General features: G+C 46.6%; 18 protein-coding genes. All 18 read left to right on the top strand.

Annotated features, from left to right (window positions below; all coding sequences use genetic code 11):
• Positions 1-19 precede the first annotated feature (19 nt).
• The 18 genes from fliL (at position 20) to R7Q47_RS13775 (ending at position 17,540) form a co-directional block, all read left to right on the top strand.
• Entirely contained in the window at positions 20-523 is a 504-nt protein-coding gene (fliL, locus tag R7Q47_RS13690) for a flagellar basal body-associated protein FliL (protein WP_005380477.1), read from the top strand.
• A 7-nt stretch (positions 524-530) separates the two neighbouring features.
• Positions 531-1,577 carry a flagellar motor switch protein FliM gene (fliM, locus tag R7Q47_RS13695; RefSeq protein ID WP_005380478.1) on the top strand — a complete coding sequence of 349 codons (1,047 nt, stop codon included), beginning with the start codon at positions 531-533 and terminating at the stop codon, positions 1,575-1,577.
• Between the two features lie 58 nt (positions 1,578-1,635).
• Positions 1,636-2,046, top strand: coding sequence for a flagellar motor switch protein FliN (gene fliN / locus R7Q47_RS13700; protein ID WP_005380479.1), 411 nt, complete (start codon positions 1,636-1,638; stop codon positions 2,044-2,046).
• A 1-nt stretch (position 2,047) separates the two neighbouring features.
• Positions 2,048-2,461 (top strand): flagellar biosynthetic protein FliO, encoded by a 414-nt coding sequence (gene fliO, locus R7Q47_RS13705; RefSeq protein WP_005380480.1) that lies wholly within the window; start codon positions 2,048-2,050, stop codon positions 2,459-2,461.
• Entirely contained in the window at positions 2,448-3,317 is an 870-nt protein-coding gene (gene fliP / locus R7Q47_RS13710) for a flagellar type III secretion system pore protein FliP (protein WP_064377156.1), read from the top strand. Before fliO ends, fliP begins: the two co-directional genes overlap by 14 nt.
• 24 nt (positions 3,318-3,341) lie before the next feature.
• Positions 3,342-3,611 (top strand): flagellar biosynthesis protein FliQ, encoded by a 270-nt coding sequence (gene fliQ, locus R7Q47_RS13715; RefSeq protein WP_005380488.1) that lies wholly within the window; start codon positions 3,342-3,344, stop codon positions 3,609-3,611.
• Positions 3,612-3,619: 8 nt separating this feature from the next.
• Positions 3,620-4,402 (top strand): flagellar biosynthetic protein FliR, encoded by a 783-nt coding sequence (gene fliR / locus R7Q47_RS13720; RefSeq protein WP_005384463.1) that lies wholly within the window; start codon positions 3,620-3,622, stop codon positions 4,400-4,402.
• Between the two features lie 3 nt (positions 4,403-4,405).
• Positions 4,406-5,536, top strand: coding sequence for a flagellar biosynthesis protein FlhB (gene flhB / locus R7Q47_RS13725; protein WP_005380490.1), 1,131 nt, complete (start codon positions 4,406-4,408; stop codon positions 5,534-5,536).
• Positions 5,537-5,746: 210 nt separating this feature from the next.
• Positions 5,747-7,846, top strand: coding sequence for a flagellar biosynthesis protein FlhA (gene flhA, locus R7Q47_RS13730; RefSeq protein WP_318089181.1), 2,100 nt, complete (start codon positions 5,747-5,749; stop codon positions 7,844-7,846).
• A gap of 28 nt (positions 7,847-7,874) precedes the next feature.
• Positions 7,875-9,392: a flagellar biosynthesis protein FlhF gene (gene flhF / locus R7Q47_RS13735; RefSeq protein ID WP_033907111.1), complete on the top strand. Its 1,518-nt coding sequence runs from the start codon at positions 7,875-7,877 to the stop codon at positions 9,390-9,392.
• Positions 9,393-9,406: 14 nt separating this feature from the next.
• Positions 9,407-10,294, top strand: coding sequence for a MinD/ParA family protein (locus R7Q47_RS13740; protein WP_005380498.1), 888 nt, complete (start codon positions 9,407-9,409; stop codon positions 10,292-10,294).
• Positions 10,287-11,021: an RNA polymerase sigma factor FliA gene (locus R7Q47_RS13745; RefSeq protein WP_005380499.1), complete on the top strand. Its 735-nt coding sequence runs from the start codon at positions 10,287-10,289 to the stop codon at positions 11,019-11,021. The genes R7Q47_RS13740 and R7Q47_RS13745 overlap by 8 nt, the downstream gene beginning before the upstream one ends.
• Positions 11,022-11,066: 45 nt before the next feature.
• A complete protein-coding gene (cheY, locus tag R7Q47_RS13750; protein ID WP_017635949.1) occupies positions 11,067-11,435 on the top strand; it encodes a chemotaxis response regulator CheY in 369 nt (122 codons plus the stop codon).
• Between the two features lie 118 nt (positions 11,436-11,553).
• Positions 11,554-12,294 (top strand): protein phosphatase CheZ, encoded by a 741-nt coding sequence (locus tag R7Q47_RS13755; protein ID WP_005380502.1) that lies wholly within the window; start codon positions 11,554-11,556, stop codon positions 12,292-12,294.
• A 9-nt stretch (positions 12,295-12,303) separates the two neighbouring features.
• Positions 12,304-14,544 carry a chemotaxis protein CheA gene (locus tag R7Q47_RS13760; RefSeq protein ID WP_151515037.1) on the top strand — a complete coding sequence of 747 codons (2,241 nt, stop codon included), beginning with the start codon at positions 12,304-12,306 and terminating at the stop codon, positions 14,542-14,544.
• 29 nt (positions 14,545-14,573) lie between these two features.
• On the top strand, positions 14,574-15,686 hold the full coding sequence (locus tag R7Q47_RS13765; RefSeq protein ID WP_025767174.1) for a chemotaxis response regulator protein-glutamate methylesterase: 1,113 nt from the start codon (positions 14,574-14,576) through the stop codon (positions 15,684-15,686).
• Between the two features lie 8 nt (positions 15,687-15,694).
• Positions 15,695-16,474 (top strand): ParA family protein, encoded by a 780-nt coding sequence (locus R7Q47_RS13770; RefSeq protein ID WP_005380505.1) that lies wholly within the window; start codon positions 15,695-15,697, stop codon positions 16,472-16,474.
• Positions 16,464-17,540: a chemotaxis protein CheW gene (locus tag R7Q47_RS13775; RefSeq protein WP_017635946.1), complete on the top strand. Its 1,077-nt coding sequence runs from the start codon at positions 16,464-16,466 to the stop codon at positions 17,538-17,540. The genes R7Q47_RS13770 and R7Q47_RS13775 overlap by 11 nt, the downstream gene beginning before the upstream one ends.
• Positions 17,541-17,560: the final 20 nt, after the last annotated feature.

Consider the following 17,560-nt stretch of genomic DNA (forward strand, 5'->3'; position numbering starts at 1 on the left):
AGAACAATAAGAGACAAGAATGGCAGAAGAACAGTTACAAGGGGCCGATGCGCCGAAAGGAAAAAGCAAGTTACTTATCATCATCATCGCTGTTGTAGTATTACTACTTGGTGGCGGGGCAGCGGCATTTTTTCTAATGGGCTCTGATGAACCTGCTCAGGCTGAATCGTCTCAACAGGCTCAAGTGAAGGCATCGGATGCTGCGCCCATCGCGTATGTGAATCTTCCTCAGGCATTTGTATTTAACGTTACTGGGGATAGCCGCGATAGGTTGGTTCAAATTAAAGCGCAGTTAATGGTTCGCGGTGCAGAAAATGAAGAGTTGGCGCGGTATCATTCGCCACTGATTGAAAGCTCTATGCTATCAACGTTTGCTTCCGCGACGGTTGATCAATTGCGCTCTCCTACAGGACGAGTGGAATTGCGCGATCGTGCTTCCGAAGATATCAAAGCAGCGCTGAATGCTGCGGTCGGTAAGCCAGTGATTGAAAAAGTACTGTTTACAGATTTTGTTATTCAATAGGTAAAACGTGACCGATCTATTAAGCCAAGACGAAATTGATGCGCTATTGCATGGGGTTGACGATGTTGATGACGTCGATGAACCGATAGAAAACGACACTGAGGGTGCCGTCAATTTTGATTTCTCGTCGCAAGACAGAATCGTACGTGGTCGAATGCCGACGCTCGAACTTATCAACGAGCGCTTTGCACGGCACATGCGTATTAGTCTGTTTAATATGCTGCGTAAAACGGCAGAGGTGTCGATCAATGGCGTGCAGATGATGAAGTTTGGTGAATACCAGAACACATTGTACGTGCCAACCAGTTTGAACATGGTGCGTTTTCGTCCGTTAAAAGGCACTGCGTTGATCACAATGGAGGCTCGTTTAGTCTTTATTCTGGTAGAAAACTTCTTTGGCGGTGATGGTCGATTCCACGCCAAAATCGAAGGCCGCGAATTTACCCCAACGGAACGCCGCATCATTCAGTTGTTACTGAAAATTGTATTTGAAGATTATAAAGAAGCGTGGTCGCCAGTGATGGGGGTAGAGTTCGAATATCTCGACTCTGAAGTAAACCCAAGCATGGCAAACATTGTCAGCCCGACAGAAGTGATTGTCGTGAGTTCATTCCATATAGAAGTTGACGGCGGTGGCGGCGATTTTCATGTCGTTATGCCTTACTCCATGGTTGAGCCTATCCGTGAACTATTGGATGCAGGTGTTCAGTCCGACAAGATGGAAACGGACGTTCGCTGGAGCTCAGCACTACGTGAAGAGATCATGGATTGTCCGGTTAACTTCCGCGTGAACTTGCTCGAAAAAGACATTTCTTTGCGTGATCTCATGGAGCTGCAACCGGGAGATATCATCCCGATTGAAATGCCAGAACATGCGACGATGTTTGTAGAAGACCTACCGACCTATCGCGTAAAAATGGGTCGTTCGGAAGACAAATTAGCGGTGCAAATTTCTGAGGAAATTGAGCGCCCACATGTCGTCAAAACAGATTTAGCTTTCTTAGGTAAAGACATCATGTCCGAGCTTGAGAGTGAAGACGATATAGACCATTAAGATACCTTATTAAACAGACATGCTATGGCATGAGTTAGGCGTAACACAGGATAGAAAAATGGAACCAAGTGACGATCAAAAGCTAGCAGACGAATGGGCAGCCGCTCTTGGCGAAGACCCGTCTGCCCCTTCTGTAGACGTAGATGAAGTATTGGCTGCGCCACTGGAAGAGCTAAAAGACACTTCAAGCCCAATTAGCGAAGATGAGCGTCGTAAACTCGACACTATTATGGATATCCCGGTGACGATTTCGATGGAAGTCGGTCGTTCTCAAATTAGCATTCGGAACCTGTTGCAGCTTAACCAAGGTTCGGTTGTTGAGTTGGATCGTCTAGCCGGTGAGTCGCTCGACGTATTGGTTAACGGTACTTTGATTGCTCACGGCGAAGTCGTGGTCGTCAACGATAAGTTTGGTATCCGTTTGACGGATGTGATCAGCCAAACTGAACGAATTAAGAAGCTGCGTTAAGATGAGTCGTTCAATCAAAATGCGATTGAAGCAAATCACTGGAGCACTGAGCTTAATGCTAAGTGCTCCTTATGCATTTGCTGCCGCACCAAATAATCTGGATCTTGCGACGACACTTGGCTCGCTTGTGCTTGTAATCGGCGTGATTCTTTTGCTGGCTTGGTTGCTGAAACGTATGCAAGTGCCAGCGATGGGACAACAAAAGGGCTTGCGTATAGTGAGTCAGTTGCCAGTGGGTACAAAAGAAAGAATCGCAGTAGTTCAAGTGGGTGAAGAACAGTTTTTGGTTGGGATTACTAGCCAATCGATCCAAACTTTAGCCAAGTTAGATAAGCCACTGAAAGAGGAAGAGTTGGCGACCAATGCTTTTGCGACTCAATTTAGCCAGCTGATCAAAAAACATGACAAAGGGTAATCCAATTCGTTTGCTCCTGAGTACGTTGTTACTTTTTGTCGGCGTGCTGTTTTCTTCATTTACCTTTGCTGAAGCAGAGGAGTCAGCGCTGCCAGATAACTTAGCCGATGGAAGTGGTGTTACAGTTCAGGCTATGCAAAGTGATACTGGTGCTAGCCGTGCTATGTCCGTTTCTAGTGGCGGTGGTATTCCAGCATTCACCATGACCACGAACCCTGATGGCAGTGAAGACTACTCGGTTACACTACAAATTTTAGCGTTAATGACCATGCTTGGCTTCTTGCCTGCCATGGTGATTCTGATGACCTCGTTCACTCGAATTGTGGTGGTGATGTCGATATTGCGTCAGGCAATGGGTTTGCAACAAACGCCTTCTAATCAGGTCATTATTGGTATTGCGCTGTTTTTGACCTTTTTTGTTATGTCTCCTGTCCTGAACGAAATCAACGACAAAGCTGTTCAGCCTTATTTGAACGAGCAAGTTACGGCGCGAGAAGCGTTTGATGCTGCACAAGCGCCAATGAAAGCATTTATGCTTAAGCAGACCCGAATCAAAGATTTGGAGACGTTTGTAACCATGTCAGGAGAGCAAGTCGAGGATCCAGAAGATGTGTCGATGGCGGTATTGATTCCGGCTTTTATCACCTCAGAGCTAAAAACTGCATTCCAAATTGGCTTTATGCTCTTCTTGCCGTTTTTGATTATTGACCTTGTAGTCGCTTCGGTACTGATGGCAATGGGTATGATGATGTTGTCACCAATGATTGTTTCGTTGCCGTTCAAGTTGATGTTGTTCGTATTGGTCGATGGTTGGAACTTGATACTCTCGACACTTGCGGGCAGCTTTGCCCTTTAGATAAGCGCAGATAGAGGATAAGACATGACACCAGAAATGTTTGTCGAGCTTTTCCGTGAAGCACTTTGGATGGTGCTTATCATGGTCTGCGCTATTATCATCCCAAGCTTGCTTATCGGCCTTGTAGTCGCGATTTTTCAAGCTGCGACATCCATCAACGAACAAACATTGAGCTTCTTACCGCGTTTGATTGTCACGCTTTTGGCCCTGATGCTGTTTGGGCATTGGATGACGCAAATGTTGATGGAATATTTTTATGGCTTGATTGAACGCTTACCTCAGGTGCTTTATTAGAGGCGCCTATGGAGTACCCCACTAGCGTTGTCTTAGATTGGATCGCAAACTACTTCTGGCCCTATGTTCGTATCTCATCCATGTTAATGGTGATGACAGTAACCGGGGCCCGATTTGTTTCGCCAAGAATCCGCCTTTACCTCGGTTTAGCCATCACTTTCGCTGTCATGCCAGCCATCCCCGCCGTACCTCAAGACATTGAGCTACTCTCGTTTCGTGGCTTCATGACCATTGCCGAGCAAATGATCATCGGCATAGCGATGGGTATGGTTACTCAATTTATGATTCAAACCTTTGTCCTACTTGGTCAAATATTGGGTATGCAATCAAGTTTGGGCTTTGCTTCTATGGTTGATCCCGCAAATGGTCAGAACACGCCATTGCTTGGCCAGTTATTCATGTTCTTAACGACAATGTTTTTCCTTGCCACCGATGGACACTTAAAAATGCTGCAATTGGTGGTGTTCAGTTTCAAAACTTTGCCGATTGGCTCCGGCTCGCTCAACGCGGTTGATTTCCGTGAAATGGCAGGCTGGCTTGGTATTATGTTCCAAACGGCACTGAGTATGTCTCTATCCGGCATTATTGCACTACTGACCATTAACTTGTCGTTTGGTGTAATGACCCGTGCCGCACCACAGCTGAATATCTTCTCGCTTGGTTTTGCTTTTGCTTTGATGGTGGGTCTATTACTTTGTTGGTACATACTGGCTGGTCTATACAGTCATTATGAAATGTTCTGGACAGTGGGTGAGGCGCAGATTTGTCGGCTTATTCGCTTGGAGTGCTAAGATTTGGCAGAATCAGACGGTCAGGAACGCACCGAAGAAGCCACGCCCCGACGGTTACAACAAGCCAGAGAAAAGGGGCAGGTCGCTCGATCTAAAGAGCTGGCATCAGCATCTGTGCTGATCGTTGGCGCCATTTCATTGATGTGGTTTGGCGAGGCGTTAGCACGTTCATTGTTTTCCATCATGAGCCGTTTATTTGATCTTCAACGAGAAGAGATTTTCGATACTGCAAAACTGTTTGATATCGCTTTGGGCGCGATGAGTGATTTGTTGTTCCCACTATTTTTGGTGTTAGCGACATTGTTTACCGCCGCCATGATTGGAGCAGCAGGTGTGGGAGGAATCAGTTTTTCTGCCCAAGCGGCCATGCCCAAGCTGTCGAAAATGAATCCGCTTAGCGGTTTAAAGCGAATGGTTGGAATGCAAAGCTGGGTAGAGTTGATCAAATCAATCCTTAAAGTGGTTCTGGTCACTGGTGTCGCCATCTATTTGATCCAAGCATCGCAGGCCGATCTGATTCAATTGAGTATGGATGTGTATCCGCAAAACATCTTCCATGCTTTAGATATTTTGCTGAACTTTATTTTGCTGATCAGTTGCTCGCTATTGATTGTGGTTGCCATCGATATTCCATTTCAAATTTGGCAGCACGCCGATCAGTTAAAAATGACCAAGCAAGAAGTCAAAGACGAATACAAAGAGACTGAAGGTAAGCCGGAAGTGAAAGGCCGTATTCGTATGTTGCAAAGGGAAGCTGCTCAACGTCGAATGATGGCGGATGTTCCTCAAGCTGATGTTATTGTTACTAACCCAGAGCACTTCTCGGTAGCGCTTCGTTATAAACAGAAGACAGACCGTGCGCCAGTCGTGATCGCTAAAGGTACTGACCACATGGCGATGAAGATTCGAGAAGTCGCCCGCGAACATGACATTACGATTGTGCCCGCACCACCTTTGGCTCGTGCGTTGTACCACACGACAGAACTCGAGCAAGAGATCCCCGATGGGTTATTTACTGCCGTCGCTCAGGTTTTGGCATTTGTATTCCAATTGAAGCAATACCGAAAACGAGGTGGACAGCGCCCGAAAATTCAAGATTATGATTTGCCAATCCCACCCGAACACCGCCATTGATACGAAAAGCGGTAAAGCCTTAAAAAAGCTCGTTTGATCAAAAGCTAAGCTCTATTTGAGTGTTTAGTCATTATTTTGGCGCTAATTATGGTACATAGATTGCTTAAAACGCTTTAATTATCAACCCTACCTAAACTTTTAGGCTAAAGCGGTCGCGTATTAATAGTAAGAGCTTACGTGACGCTTCAATCGATTGAGATCTCTCGCAGTATGAAGTTAAGCCTGCCGTTTGCAGATAAATTGCCACGAATCCCTCAACGTGAAATGCCAGCTATTGGTGCTCCGGTGATGGTTTTGGCCACCCTAGCGATGGTGGTACTGCCGATTCCAGCATTTTTGCTGGATATGTTCTTCACCTTTAACATCGCGCTGTCGATGGTGGTGTTGTTAGTGACCGTTTACACACGTCGCCCTTTGGACTTCGCTGCTTTTCCAACGGTATTGCTGATCGCCACGTTGCTCCGCTTGGCTTTGAACGTTGCCTCGACTCGTGTCGTCTTACTGCATGGTCATGAAGGCGGTAATGCGGCAGGTAACGTAATTGAGGCGTTCGGTAACGTCGTTATTGGTGGTAACTACGCGGTCGGCCTAGTGGTTTTCCTCATCTTAATGATCATCAACTTTATGGTGGTGACCAAAGGTGCGGGTCGTATCTCTGAGGTAAGTGCTCGCTTTACGCTTGATGCGTTGCCGGGTAAGCAAATGGCGATTGATGCGGACTTGAATGCCGGATTGATAGACCAAGAGCAGGCAAGAGTTCGTCGTTTTGAAGTGACCAAAGAAGCGGATTTCTATGGCTCGATGGATGGTGCCTCGAAGTTCGTAAAAGGGGACGCGATTGCCGGTATTTTGATTCTGTTTATCAACATCGTCGGCGGTCTGTCGATCGGTATGGCGCAGTATGGATTGGGTTTCGGTGAAGCGATTGAAATCTATACCTTACTGACAATCGGTGATGGTTTGGTCGCACAAATCCCATCGTTATTGCTGTCGATTGCAGCGGCAATGATGGTGACGCGCCAAAACACCGATGAAGACATGGGTGAACAACTGGTCTTCCAGATGTTCGACAACCCAAAAGCGCTGATGATTACTGCAGCTATTCTTGGTGTGATGGGCATCGTACCGGGCATGCCGCACTTTGCGTTTTTGAGCCTGGCAGTCGCGGCCGGTGCAGCGGCATATTTCATCGACAAACGGCAGAAGCAGAAAGCGAAAGAGCCCGCTTTACCAGCAACAGCAGATGAAGGTACAGAACCTTCATCACAGCGCGAACTGTCTTGGGATGACGTCCAGCCAGTCGATATTATTGGCTTGGAAGTCGGTTATCGCTTAATCCCTTTGGTGAACAGAGACCAAGGTGGGGAACTGTTAGAGCGCGTAAAAGGCGTGCGTAAAAAGTTATCGCAAGATTTTGGGTTCCTAATTCCAGCGGTTCATATTCGTGACAATCTTGAGCTGACCCCAAACAGTTACCGAATTACATTGATGGGGGTTGCGGTGGGCGAAGCAGAGATTCGTCCGGATCAAGAGCTAGCGATTAACCCAGGTCAGGTGTATGGCATGATTGATGGTGAGCCAACCATTGACCCTGCTTTTGGACTGGAAGCCGTATGGATCCGAGAAGATCAGCGTGAGCACGCTCAGGCCTTAGGTTATACGGTTGTTGATTCATCAACGGTATTAGCGACGCACCTGAGCCAGCTATTGACCAACAACGCGTCACAGCTAATTGGTCATGAAGAAGTAGAGAATTTATTAGAAATGTTAGGACGCAGCGCGCCTAAGTTAGTCGAGAACTTTGTTCCTGACCAATTACCATTAGGTGTGGTGGTGAAAGTCCTACAAAACTTGTTAAACGAGGCCATTCCAATCCGCGATATTCGCACGATTGTTCAAACTTTGGCTGAGTACTCAAGTAAGAGTCAAGAAGCTGACATATTGACGGCAGCAGTTCGAATTAGTCTTAAACGTCTAATTGTTCAAGAAATCAATGGTATAGAGCCTGAGCTACCAGTGATTACTTTGATACCCGAACTGGAACAAATATTGCATCAAACTATGCAAGCATCAGGAGGCGAATCCGCGGGGATTGAACCGGGACTCGCTGAGCGATTGCAGTCTTCACTAAGCCAAGCGACACAGGAACAAGAACTGAAAGGCGAACCTGCCGTTCTGCTTACTTCTGGTGTATTACGCTCGACGTTGGCGAAATTTGTGAAGAACACAATACCTAATCTCCGGGTACTGTCTTACCAAGAAATCCCGGATGAAAAACAGATCAGAATTGTGCAAGCCGTGGGTAACTGATCTCACGCATCATTAATGGATTCATAGTTTGAAAATAAAGCGATTTTTTGCCAAAGACATGAGAACGGCGCTGCTCCAAGTGAAAGAGGAGTTAGGCGCGGAAGCGGTGATCATGTCAAACAAGAAAGTGGCTGGTGGAGTAGCGATTGTTGCGGCGATAGATAGTGAATCTAATCCGTCTCAAGCAAGCGCAGCGTCACAGCAAAATCGCGGTGCTTCTCAATCGAATCGCTATAACGAACATCGTCAAATGTCATCGTCTTCTGCTGATCGTTACCAAGATCGTCATTTAGATGAAGATAAAATTAGCCTGAACAGTAATAACAGTAACAATGAAAAAACAGGCTCAATGACGCAGCGATTCGCTAATATGCTTAAGCAATATAGCGGTGGTGCAGCAGATGCTGACGATCACGTAGCGGAAAATGAAGATTCGCTCTCTGCTTTGCTGCAACGCCAAAATAAGCATCGCGACGGCTACAACCAAGAAAAGCCAGCGCCATATCAACCAGATTCACCTTTGGCGAAGCTAATCGCACAGGACAATCGATTTGAACGTCCGACGCCCAAGCTGGACCCGACGCGATATGACCGACGTCGCCCAAGTGATGAGCGTGACGAGTCGGCCGATGAGCTAGAAAGCATGCGCGAAGAGATGACGTCAATTCGTCGTCTGTTGGAGCACCAAGTTTCTGGCCTGATGTGGCAAGAAGTAGAACGCCGTGAGCCGCTAAGAGCTATGCTGATTAAGCGCTTAGAGCGAATGGGCGTTTCTCCGGAGTTAGCAGACCAGATGGCCTGTTATATCCCGGAAGATACAAAGCCAGCGCGAGCGTGGAAAGCGTTATTGTCGCTGGTGGCGGATCAAATCAATATTCCTAAACAGGACATTTTAAAACGTGGTGGCGTAGTCGCATTGTTGGGTCCGACGGGGGTTGGGAAAACAACAACCGTAGCGAAACTCGCAGCACGCGCAGCCATGGAATACGGTGCCGACAATGTGGCCCTTGTGACAACAGATACATATCGCATAGGTGCACATGAGCAACTCTCAATTTACGGAAGAATCATGGGTTGTCCCGTAAGAGTTGCTAAAGATTCTAACGAGTTAGCCGATGTTATATATCAGCTAAGAAACAGAAGACTGATTTTGGTCGATACGGCAGGGATGGGGCAACGAGATGTGAGGCTTTCCGAGCAGCTCGACACTCTAATGCAAGAGAGCGGAGAAGTGATTCACAGCTACCTTGTTTTGCCGGCTACCGCACAACGTCGTGTTCTACAAGAAACGCTGGATCACTTCCGACGTATACCACTTTCGGGTTGTATTATGACGAAGCTTGATGAGTCATTAAGCCTAGGCGAATTCATCAGTGTAGTGATTCAAAACGCAATGCCAGTAGCTTACATCGCTAATGGTCAGCGCGTACCAGAAGACATTGTGATAGCGCAACCAAAATATATGCTTGCGAAAGCAAATGAACTGTTAGAGAAGTCGACAGAGAACGAACCTCACTTTTGGAACAGTGACAGTGAAGGACTCTAAGGCGGCGGACTACTATGACTGAGAATATGATACACGATCAAGCAAGCGGCCTCCGTCGCTTAACACAACCATCGTTGACCAAAGTGATTGCTGTTACTGGCGGCAAAGGTGGTGTGGGGAAATCAAACGTAACACTGGGTCTGGCGATTTGTATGGCTCGCCAAGGCAAGAAGGTGATGGTTCTCGACGCTGATTTAGGTCTGGCCAATGTGGACGTGATGCTCGGAATTCGTGCAAAACGTAATCTAGGACATGTCTTAGCGGGTGAATGTGAGCTAAAAGATGCGATTGTCGAAGGGCCTTATGGTATAAAGATAATTCCTGCAACTTCTGGCACACAGAGCATGACAGAGCTTTCTCACGCTCAGCATGCTGGACTCATCCGAGCATTTGGTAGTCTTGAAGACGAAATGGATGTCCTGCTGATTGATACCGCTGCTGGTATCTCTGACATGGTAATCAGTTTTTCGCGAGCAGCTCAAGATGTGGTTGTAGTTGTGTGTGATGAACCGACGTCAATCACAGATGCCTATGCATTAATCAAGCTGTTGAGTAAAGAACACCAAGTTCAACGCTTTAAAGTTGTAGCAAATATGGTCAGAAGCTACCGTGAAGGGCGAGAATTGTTTGCAAAGTTGACACTAGTCACAGAGCGATTCTTGAATGTTAGCCTTGAACTCGTAGCATGTATTCCATTAGATGATAAAGTACGACAGGCTGTAAAAAGACAAAAAATTGTCGTTGATGCGTTCCCACGCTCGCCTGCTGCTTTAGCTATCAGCTCACTAGCAAACAAAGCGTTGACGTGGCCACTACCGAAAACACCAAGTGGACACTTGGAATTTTTTGTGGAAAGGTTGCTAAATCGTACCGAATTCGCAGAGGACCCTTTTGGTGAATAAAGCGATAACCTATGACCAACATGGCAAATTTAATAGCCAGCAGGCGTTCATTGAACGTTATTCAGTGTTGGTTAAGCGCATTGCTCACCACCTACTAGGCCGTTTACCGCCGAGTGTTCAGGTAGAGGATTTAATTCAGGCCGGCATGATCGGTCTTATCGAAGCTCAGCAGAATTATGATGGTTCTAAAGGTGCGAGCTTTGAAACTTATGCAGGTATCCGTATTCGTGGCGCAATGTTAGATGACATGCGTAAAGGCGATTGGGTACCGCGTTCTGTTCATAAAAATAATCGAGAGATTAACCAAGCGATTGCGGAGCTGGAAGGCGAATTAAATCGAGATCCTACTGATTCTGAAGTAGCCACGCATCTCGGTATGACACTGGATCAATATCATAGTGCTCTTACCGATATCAACTGCTCAAAATTAGTCGGTATTGAAGATTTAGGCGTTTCTGATGATGTGATTTCACCGGCGGATGAAACCGATGACAGCAACCCATTCAAAGGGGTAGTTGATGAATCATTTCGAAAAGCACTGGTTGAATCAATAAAACAGCTTCCAGAGCGTGAAGCTTTGGTTCTTTCGCTTTATTATGATGAAGAACTCAATTTGAAAGAAATTGGCGATGTGTTAGGCGTAAGCGAATCTCGCGTAAGTCAAATACTGAGTCAAGCGATGCAACGTTTACGTACCAAGCTCAGTGCGTGGACACAAAATGACTAAAAACACTGATTTTACGATTCAGTGGAGGCAATTTTGAATAAAAACATGAAGATCCTTATTGTTGATGATTTCTCAACAATGCGCCGTATTGTTAAAAACCTGCTTCGTGACTTGGGTTTCAATAACACTCAAGAAGCGGACGATGGTTTAACCGCATTACCAATGCTGAAAAAAGGTGACTTCGATTTTGTTGTAACTGACTGGAACATGCCAGGTATGCAAGGCATCGATTTGCTTAAACACATCCGCGCGGATGCAGAACTTAAGCATCTGCCAGTTCTAATGATCACGGCTGAAGCGAAGCGTGAGCAGATCATTGAAGCTGCTCAAGCAGGTGTAAACGGCTACATTGTTAAGCCATTTACTGCTGCAACATTAAAAGAAAAATTAGATAAAATTTTCGAGCGTTTATAACTCTCTCTTTCTCTTTGTTATTCGAGTCATTCATACCAATTATTAAATACCTATTAAATGACTCGTTTAGCGTTTTCAAAGTGATAAGAAGAACTAAACGTAAAAGGGTCTATTCAGAATGATCTCACTAGAGCAGGCGAAGTCACTCGTTCAAATGCTAGAAAACGGGGAACAAGACCAAGCCAATATGCTTGTTGCCTCGATCTACGAAGGTGCCGATAACCCAATGCTGCAAGAAATTGGAGCGTTAACTCGAGACCTTCACGAATCACTCAAGCAGTTCAGTCTCGATCAGCGCATGACCGAAATTGCGAAAGACGAAATCCCTAACGCTAGGGATCGTCTCAATTATGTGATCGAGAAGACAGAGCTTGCAGCCAACAAAACAATGGATGCGGTCGACTGCTGCCTTCCTATCGCTGATAACCTGCATGATTGCCTTCTAAAAGTTCGTCCTCAATGGAATGAACTCATGCACGGGCGCATAGAATTAAGCGAATTTAAAGCACTGTGTCACCGAATCGACGGGCTATTAGTGCAAGTCGAAGGTGACAGCACTGAATTGCGCGGCCAATTGACCGAAATTCTCATGGCGCAAGACTTCCAAGACCTAACTGGCCAAATCATTCGCCGCGTAATTACGTTGGTTAATGAAGTTGAAGGCCGCTTAGTGGAAATCCTAACCGTATTCTCTGGAAATAAACTTGAAGAACACATTCAAGTTTTGTCAGAACCGGCAGATAAAAAGAATACACAAACAAGCGAAGCCGAAGGCCCGATTCTTCATCCAGAACTGAGAGAAGATGCGGTTTCATCGCAGGACGAAGTCGATGACTTGTTGTCCAGTCTTGGATTTTAAAGGTAACGTATGAGCTACGATTTAGACGAAGATATTCTTCAGGACTTTCTCATTGAGGCTGGGGAAATTCTCGAGCTGCTTTCTGAGCAGTTGGTTGAATTGGAAAATAACCCAGAAGACAAAGACTTACTTAATGCTATTTTCCGCGGGTTTCATACCGTAAAAGGCGGTGCCGGCTTCCTTTCATTGGCAGAGCTAGTCGATACTTGTCATGGTGCGGAGAACGTGTTCGACGTTTTACGAAACGGTCAACGCACGGTAACGCAAAACTTAATGGATACGATGCTAAAAGCCTTGGATACGGTTAATACCCAGTTCCAGGCTGTTCAAGATCGTGAGCCGTTAGAAGCTGCGGACCCTGAGCTTCTTGAAGAACTTCATCGTCTATGCAAACCTGAGTCAGAAGATGAAGTAGCGGCAACCGTAGTTGAAGAACCAGTGGCTACTCCAGAGCCTATTATTCCCGAGCCTATCATCGAAGAACCTGCTGCGCCGTCAGCACCATCAAGTGTCGGCTCTGTTGATGAAATTACCCAAGACGAATTCGAAAAGCTACTTGATGAGCTTCATGGTAAAGGTTCAGCGCCAGGCACCTCAATGTCTGCGACACCTACAACGCCATCTGAACCGCCTCAATCGAGTGCGCCATCAGTTGAAAGTGGTGATATCACTGATGATGAGTTTGAACGTTTACTCGATGAACTGCACGGTGTAGGAAAAAGCCCTTCTACGGCAGAGGCTGCTGCATCTGCATCCGTACCAGTAGAGCCACCTAAAGCGGCAGAGCCTTCCGCTCCACTGGCATCTTCATCAAATCAAGACAGTGACTTAATGACGGACGAAGAGTTCGAAAAGTTACTCGATGAGCTACATGGTTCAGGTAAAGGCCCAACGCTAGAAGAATTGGACATGGCAACGAAGCCTGCTTCAGCAAACGTAGAGCAAAGCCCTGCGAAACCTGAGCCTGTTGCTAAGCCAGCACCCGTTCAAGCAGCGCCAGCACCAAAGCCAGAATCTAAACCAGTCGCGGTAAAAGAAGAAGCCAAAGCACCAGCGGTTAAAAAACCTCAGGCTGAAGCAACCGTTCGTGTTGACACCTCGACGCTTGATACCATCATGAACATGGTGGGTGAGCTCGTATTGGTGCGTAACCGTCTACTAAGCCTTGGTTTGAATAGCGACAACGAAGAGATGTCCAAAGCGGTCGCTAACCTTGATGTGGTAACTGCGGATCTACAAGGCGCGGTAATGAAAACGCGTATGCAGCCAATTAAGAAAGTGTTTGGCCGTTTCCCGCGCGTTGTCCGTGACTTGGCTCGTAACCTAAATAAAGACATCGTGCTAGAAATGCGCGGTGAAGAAACCGATCTCGATAAAAACCTTGTAGAAGCATTGGCCGATCCGTTGATTCACTTGGTGCGTAATTCGGTTGATCACGGTATTGAAATGCCAGACGCACGCGCGAAGGCCGGCAAATCACGCACAGGTAAAGTGATTTTGTCAGCATCGCAAGAAGGGGACCATATTGAACTATCCATCGTAGATGATGGTGGCGGTATGGACCCGAACAAACTGCGTGGCATCGCGGTGAAGCGTGGCATGATGGATGAAGATGCGGCGGCACGTTTAACAGATAAAGAGTGCTTCAACCTTATCTTCGCACCTGGTTTCTCAAGTAAAGATAAAATTTCTGACATCTCTGGTCGTGGTGTGGGTATGGACGTGGTTAAGACGGCGATCAATACCTTAAACGGTTCAATCGATATCGATTCTGAGCTAGGCAAGGGCACTAAGATCACGATCAAAGTACCACTAACGTTAGCGATTTTACCGACTCTGATGGTTGGTGTTGGCGGTCATCCGTTTGCTCTACCACTGGCTTCGGTGAGTGAAATTTTCCACTTAGATCTTAGCCGTACAAACGTGGTAGATGGTCAGCTGACGATCATTGTACGTGAGAAATCTATCCCGCTATTTTACTTACAAAACTGGTTAGCATCCAAATCGCAAAACGTCCAAGAGCGTACTGGTCACGGTCACGTGGTGATTGTACAGATTGGTAACCAACGCGTTGGTTTTGTTGTGGATACGCTTATTGGTCAAGAAGAAGTGGTTATTAAGCCACTCGATAATCTATTACAGGGCACTCCAGGTATGGCTGGTGCGACAATTACTAGCGATGGCCACATTGCATTAATTCTAGATGTGCCTGATTTACTTAAGCGATACGCTGCGGCTTCACGCCTTTAAGCAAAGCTGACGTTATTAAAAGGAATAAGATGGCGATTAAAGTACTAGTCGTTGATGATTCGAGTTTTTTCCGACGTCGCGTGAGCGAAATCATCAACTCAGAATCGCGCCTAGAAGTGATTGACGTTGCGGTAAATGGTAGAGAGGCGGTTGAGAAAGCCAAATCTCTCAAACCTGACGTCATCACGATGGATATTGAAATGCCAGTGATGGATGGCATTACAGCTGTACGTGAAATAATGGCCGCTGCTCCAACGCCAATTCTAATGTTTTCGTCCCTGACCCACGACGGGGCGAAAGCTACGCTTGATGCGCTAGATGCGGGCGCATTGGACTTCTTACCGAAAAAGTTTGAGGACATTGCGCGTAACCGTGAAGAAGCGGTGTCATTACTTCAACAGCGTGTGATTCAGATTGCCTCGAAGCGCGCTTTCATGCGTCGACCTATCGCTCGCCCAACAGCGAGTACCAGCACGACTACTCGATCATTAGGTTCAAGAACGGCTTCACCTGTGACTCCAACACCAACTCGACCTGCTGCGACAAAGTACCGTGCTTCTGGTAAGAAGTATCAACTGACGGCAATTGGCACATCAACAGGTGGCCCCGTTGCTCTACAAAAAATTCTGACGCGTTTGCCGATGAACTATCCGCATCCGATTGTATTGATTCAACACATGCCAGCAACGTTTACTGCTGCGTTTGCTAGTCGTTTGAACACCTTGTGTAAGATTCAAGTGAAAGAAGCACAAGATGGCGATGTGTTACAGCCCGGTGTGGCATACCTTGCACCAGGTGGGAAACAAATGATGGTGGATGGACGAGCGGGCGCTGCTCGTCTTCGCATTATTGATGGCGGCGACCGCATGAACTACAAACCATGTGTGGATGTGACTTTTGGTTCTGCCGCAAAAGTATATGGCGACAAAGTGCTCTCTTTAGTGTTGACAGGCATGGGTGCAGACGGTCGTGAGGGCGCTCGCATGTTGAAGTCTGCAGGCTCAACAATTTGGGCACAAGATGAAGAAAGTTGTGTTGTTTATGGCATGCCCCAAGCGGTTGCTAAAGCAGGCATTTCTTCAGAAGATTTACCGCTTGACCGCATTGCTGAACGCATGTTGGTGGAAGTTGGCCTAGCTTAGGATTCATCATGATTGTTTGGAGTGTAGCTAACCAGAAAGGAGGCGTGGGTAAAACCACCTCAACAGTGACATTGGCGGGCTTATTGAGCCAGAAAGGCCATCGAGTATTGATGGTTGATACTGATCCTCACGCCTCACTGACTACTTATCTCGGTTATGATCCTGATGCAGTAACTTCGAGCCTATTTGATTTATTCCAGTTGAAGACGTTTTCTCGTGAGACGGTTAAACCGTTGATTTTAGAAACAGAGCTGGAAGGAATGGATATCATTCCCGCGCATATGTCCCTTGCCACGCTTGATCGCGTAATGGGTAATCGCAGTGGTATGGGATTAATCTTAAAACGGGCGCTGCAAACTGTCTCACAAGACTATGACTATGTGTTGATTGATTGTCCGCCAATCCTTGGCGTGATGATGGTGAACGCGTTGGCAGCCAGTGACCGAATTTTGATTCCTGTTCAAACAGAGTTTTTGGCGATGAAAGGTCTAGAGCGCATGATGCGTACGCTAACCATTATGCAAAAATCTCGCCCGGGCGGTTTCAAAGTGACTATCGTCCCAACCATGTACGATAAGCGCACGAAAGCGTCATTGCAGACATTGATGCAACTGAAAAAAGATTACCCAAATCAAGTGTGGACCTCAGCGGTGCCTATTGATACCAAGTTCCGCGATGCCAGTTTAAAGCACTTGCCAGCGTCGCATTTTGCATCTGGTAGTCGTGGTGTGTTTGCCTATAAACAGCTACTGATTTATCTGGAGAGGTTGGCGTTCGATGAGCAGTAATGATGTGCTGTCCAGTGAACAAGCACTTGATGACTACTTTAATGCATTACTGGATGATGAAACTGAAATAACGACTCTTGAGGAAGACCTTGACCTGTTGGCTCAAGAGGTATCATCTGCAGAGCCAGAGCCAGAGCCAGAGCCAGAGCCAGAGCCAGAGCCAGAGCCAGAGCCAGAGCCAGAGCCAGAGCCAGAGCCAGAATTACAGCTACAATACTCGGAGCCAGAAACGTACCAGTTTCAAGAAACATATCCGCCAGAGTTGGAAGCTCCAAACCTGGAAGATGTTCAAAGGCTATTAAGTCAGCTTGAAGCAAGCAACCCAGTGGCTGAGTTGGATATTGATAGTATTCTTGAACAAAATACGATTGATATTGCAGCAGAGATAAAAGCGGCTGAGCCTGAGGTACAAACCTTTAGTGAGGTGCCTGAGCTTCAGGGTGTTGAGGAAATACAGGACTGGGTGATTGATGAGCCAGTTTTTGAGGAAGCGCAACCAGAGGTGGATGAACCTCACGCAGTGATCGAACAAAGTATCAATATAGAATCGAACGTCGATACTGAACTCGAAACACAAGCAGATTCTGATATACCAACGGTCTGGGAAAGCACGAAGCGAAGTGAGGACTTCCAAGTTCTTTACTTTGATGTGAATGGTGTCACGTTTGCTGTACCTCTTGATGAGTTAGGTGGTATTCATCGCATTAGCGAGCTTAACCATTTGATAGGAAAACCCGCCTGGTATTTGGGGCTACAAACAAATCGCGAGCAGCAGTTTGATGTCGTCGATACCGCGAAATGGGTGATGGCAGATAAGCTTCGTGATGATAGCTATAAAGATAACTACCAATATGTCGTCATGCTTGGTGAGAGCATGTGGGGGTTGGCCAGTAACCAATTAATGGGGACTGAAACGCTTAATATCGACAAGGTTCGCTGGCGTGAGCAGGCGGGTAAACGCCCTTGGCTAGCGGGCATGGTAAAAGAAAAAATGTGTGCCTTAATTCATGTCCAGGCGCTCATTGACATGCTAAACGCCGGTTTAGATGTCAAATCACTGAATTAGATTTAAGTCGGGAACGACAT

This window comes from Vibrio sp. Vb0349, assembly GCF_033338975.1.

What these genes read in the sequence shown, in the direction of transcription:
- R7Q47_RS13760 (WP_151515037.1), top strand. Translation starts at nt 12,304, where the DNA reads ATGAGCTACGATTTAGACGAAGATATTCTTCAGGACTTTCTCATTGAG.
- R7Q47_RS13765 (WP_025767174.1), top strand. Translation starts at nt 14,574, where the DNA reads ATGGCGATTAAAGTACTAGTCGTTGATGATTCGAGTTTTTTCCGACGT.
- fliQ (WP_005380488.1), top strand. Translation starts at nt 3,342, where the DNA reads ATGACACCAGAAATGTTTGTCGAGCTTTTCCGTGAAGCACTTTGGATG.
- fliO (WP_005380480.1), top strand. Translation starts at nt 2,048, where the DNA reads ATGAGTCGTTCAATCAAAATGCGATTGAAGCAAATCACTGGAGCACTG.
- fliP (WP_064377156.1), top strand. Translation starts at nt 2,448, where the DNA reads ATGACAAAGGGTAATCCAATTCGTTTGCTCCTGAGTACGTTGTTACTT.
- R7Q47_RS13740 (WP_005380498.1), top strand. Translation starts at nt 9,407, where the DNA reads ATGACTGAGAATATGATACACGATCAAGCAAGCGGCCTCCGTCGCTTA.
- cheY (WP_017635949.1), top strand. Translation starts at nt 11,067, where the DNA reads ATGAAGATCCTTATTGTTGATGATTTCTCAACAATGCGCCGTATTGTT.
- fliL (WP_005380477.1), top strand. Translation starts at nt 20, where the DNA reads ATGGCAGAAGAACAGTTACAAGGGGCCGATGCGCCGAAAGGAAAAAGC.
- R7Q47_RS13775 (WP_017635946.1), top strand. Translation starts at nt 16,464, where the DNA reads ATGAGCAGTAATGATGTGCTGTCCAGTGAACAAGCACTTGATGACTAC.
- R7Q47_RS13770 (WP_005380505.1), top strand. Translation starts at nt 15,695, where the DNA reads ATGATTGTTTGGAGTGTAGCTAACCAGAAAGGAGGCGTGGGTAAAACC.
- flhA (WP_318089181.1), top strand. Translation starts at nt 5,747, where the DNA reads ATGAAGTTAAGCCTGCCGTTTGCAGATAAATTGCCACGAATCCCTCAA.
- fliR (WP_005384463.1), top strand. Translation starts at nt 3,620, where the DNA reads ATGGAGTACCCCACTAGCGTTGTCTTAGATTGGATCGCAAACTACTTC.
- R7Q47_RS13755 (WP_005380502.1), top strand. Translation starts at nt 11,554, where the DNA reads ATGATCTCACTAGAGCAGGCGAAGTCACTCGTTCAAATGCTAGAAAAC.
- fliN (WP_005380479.1), top strand. Translation starts at nt 1,636, where the DNA reads ATGGAACCAAGTGACGATCAAAAGCTAGCAGACGAATGGGCAGCCGCT.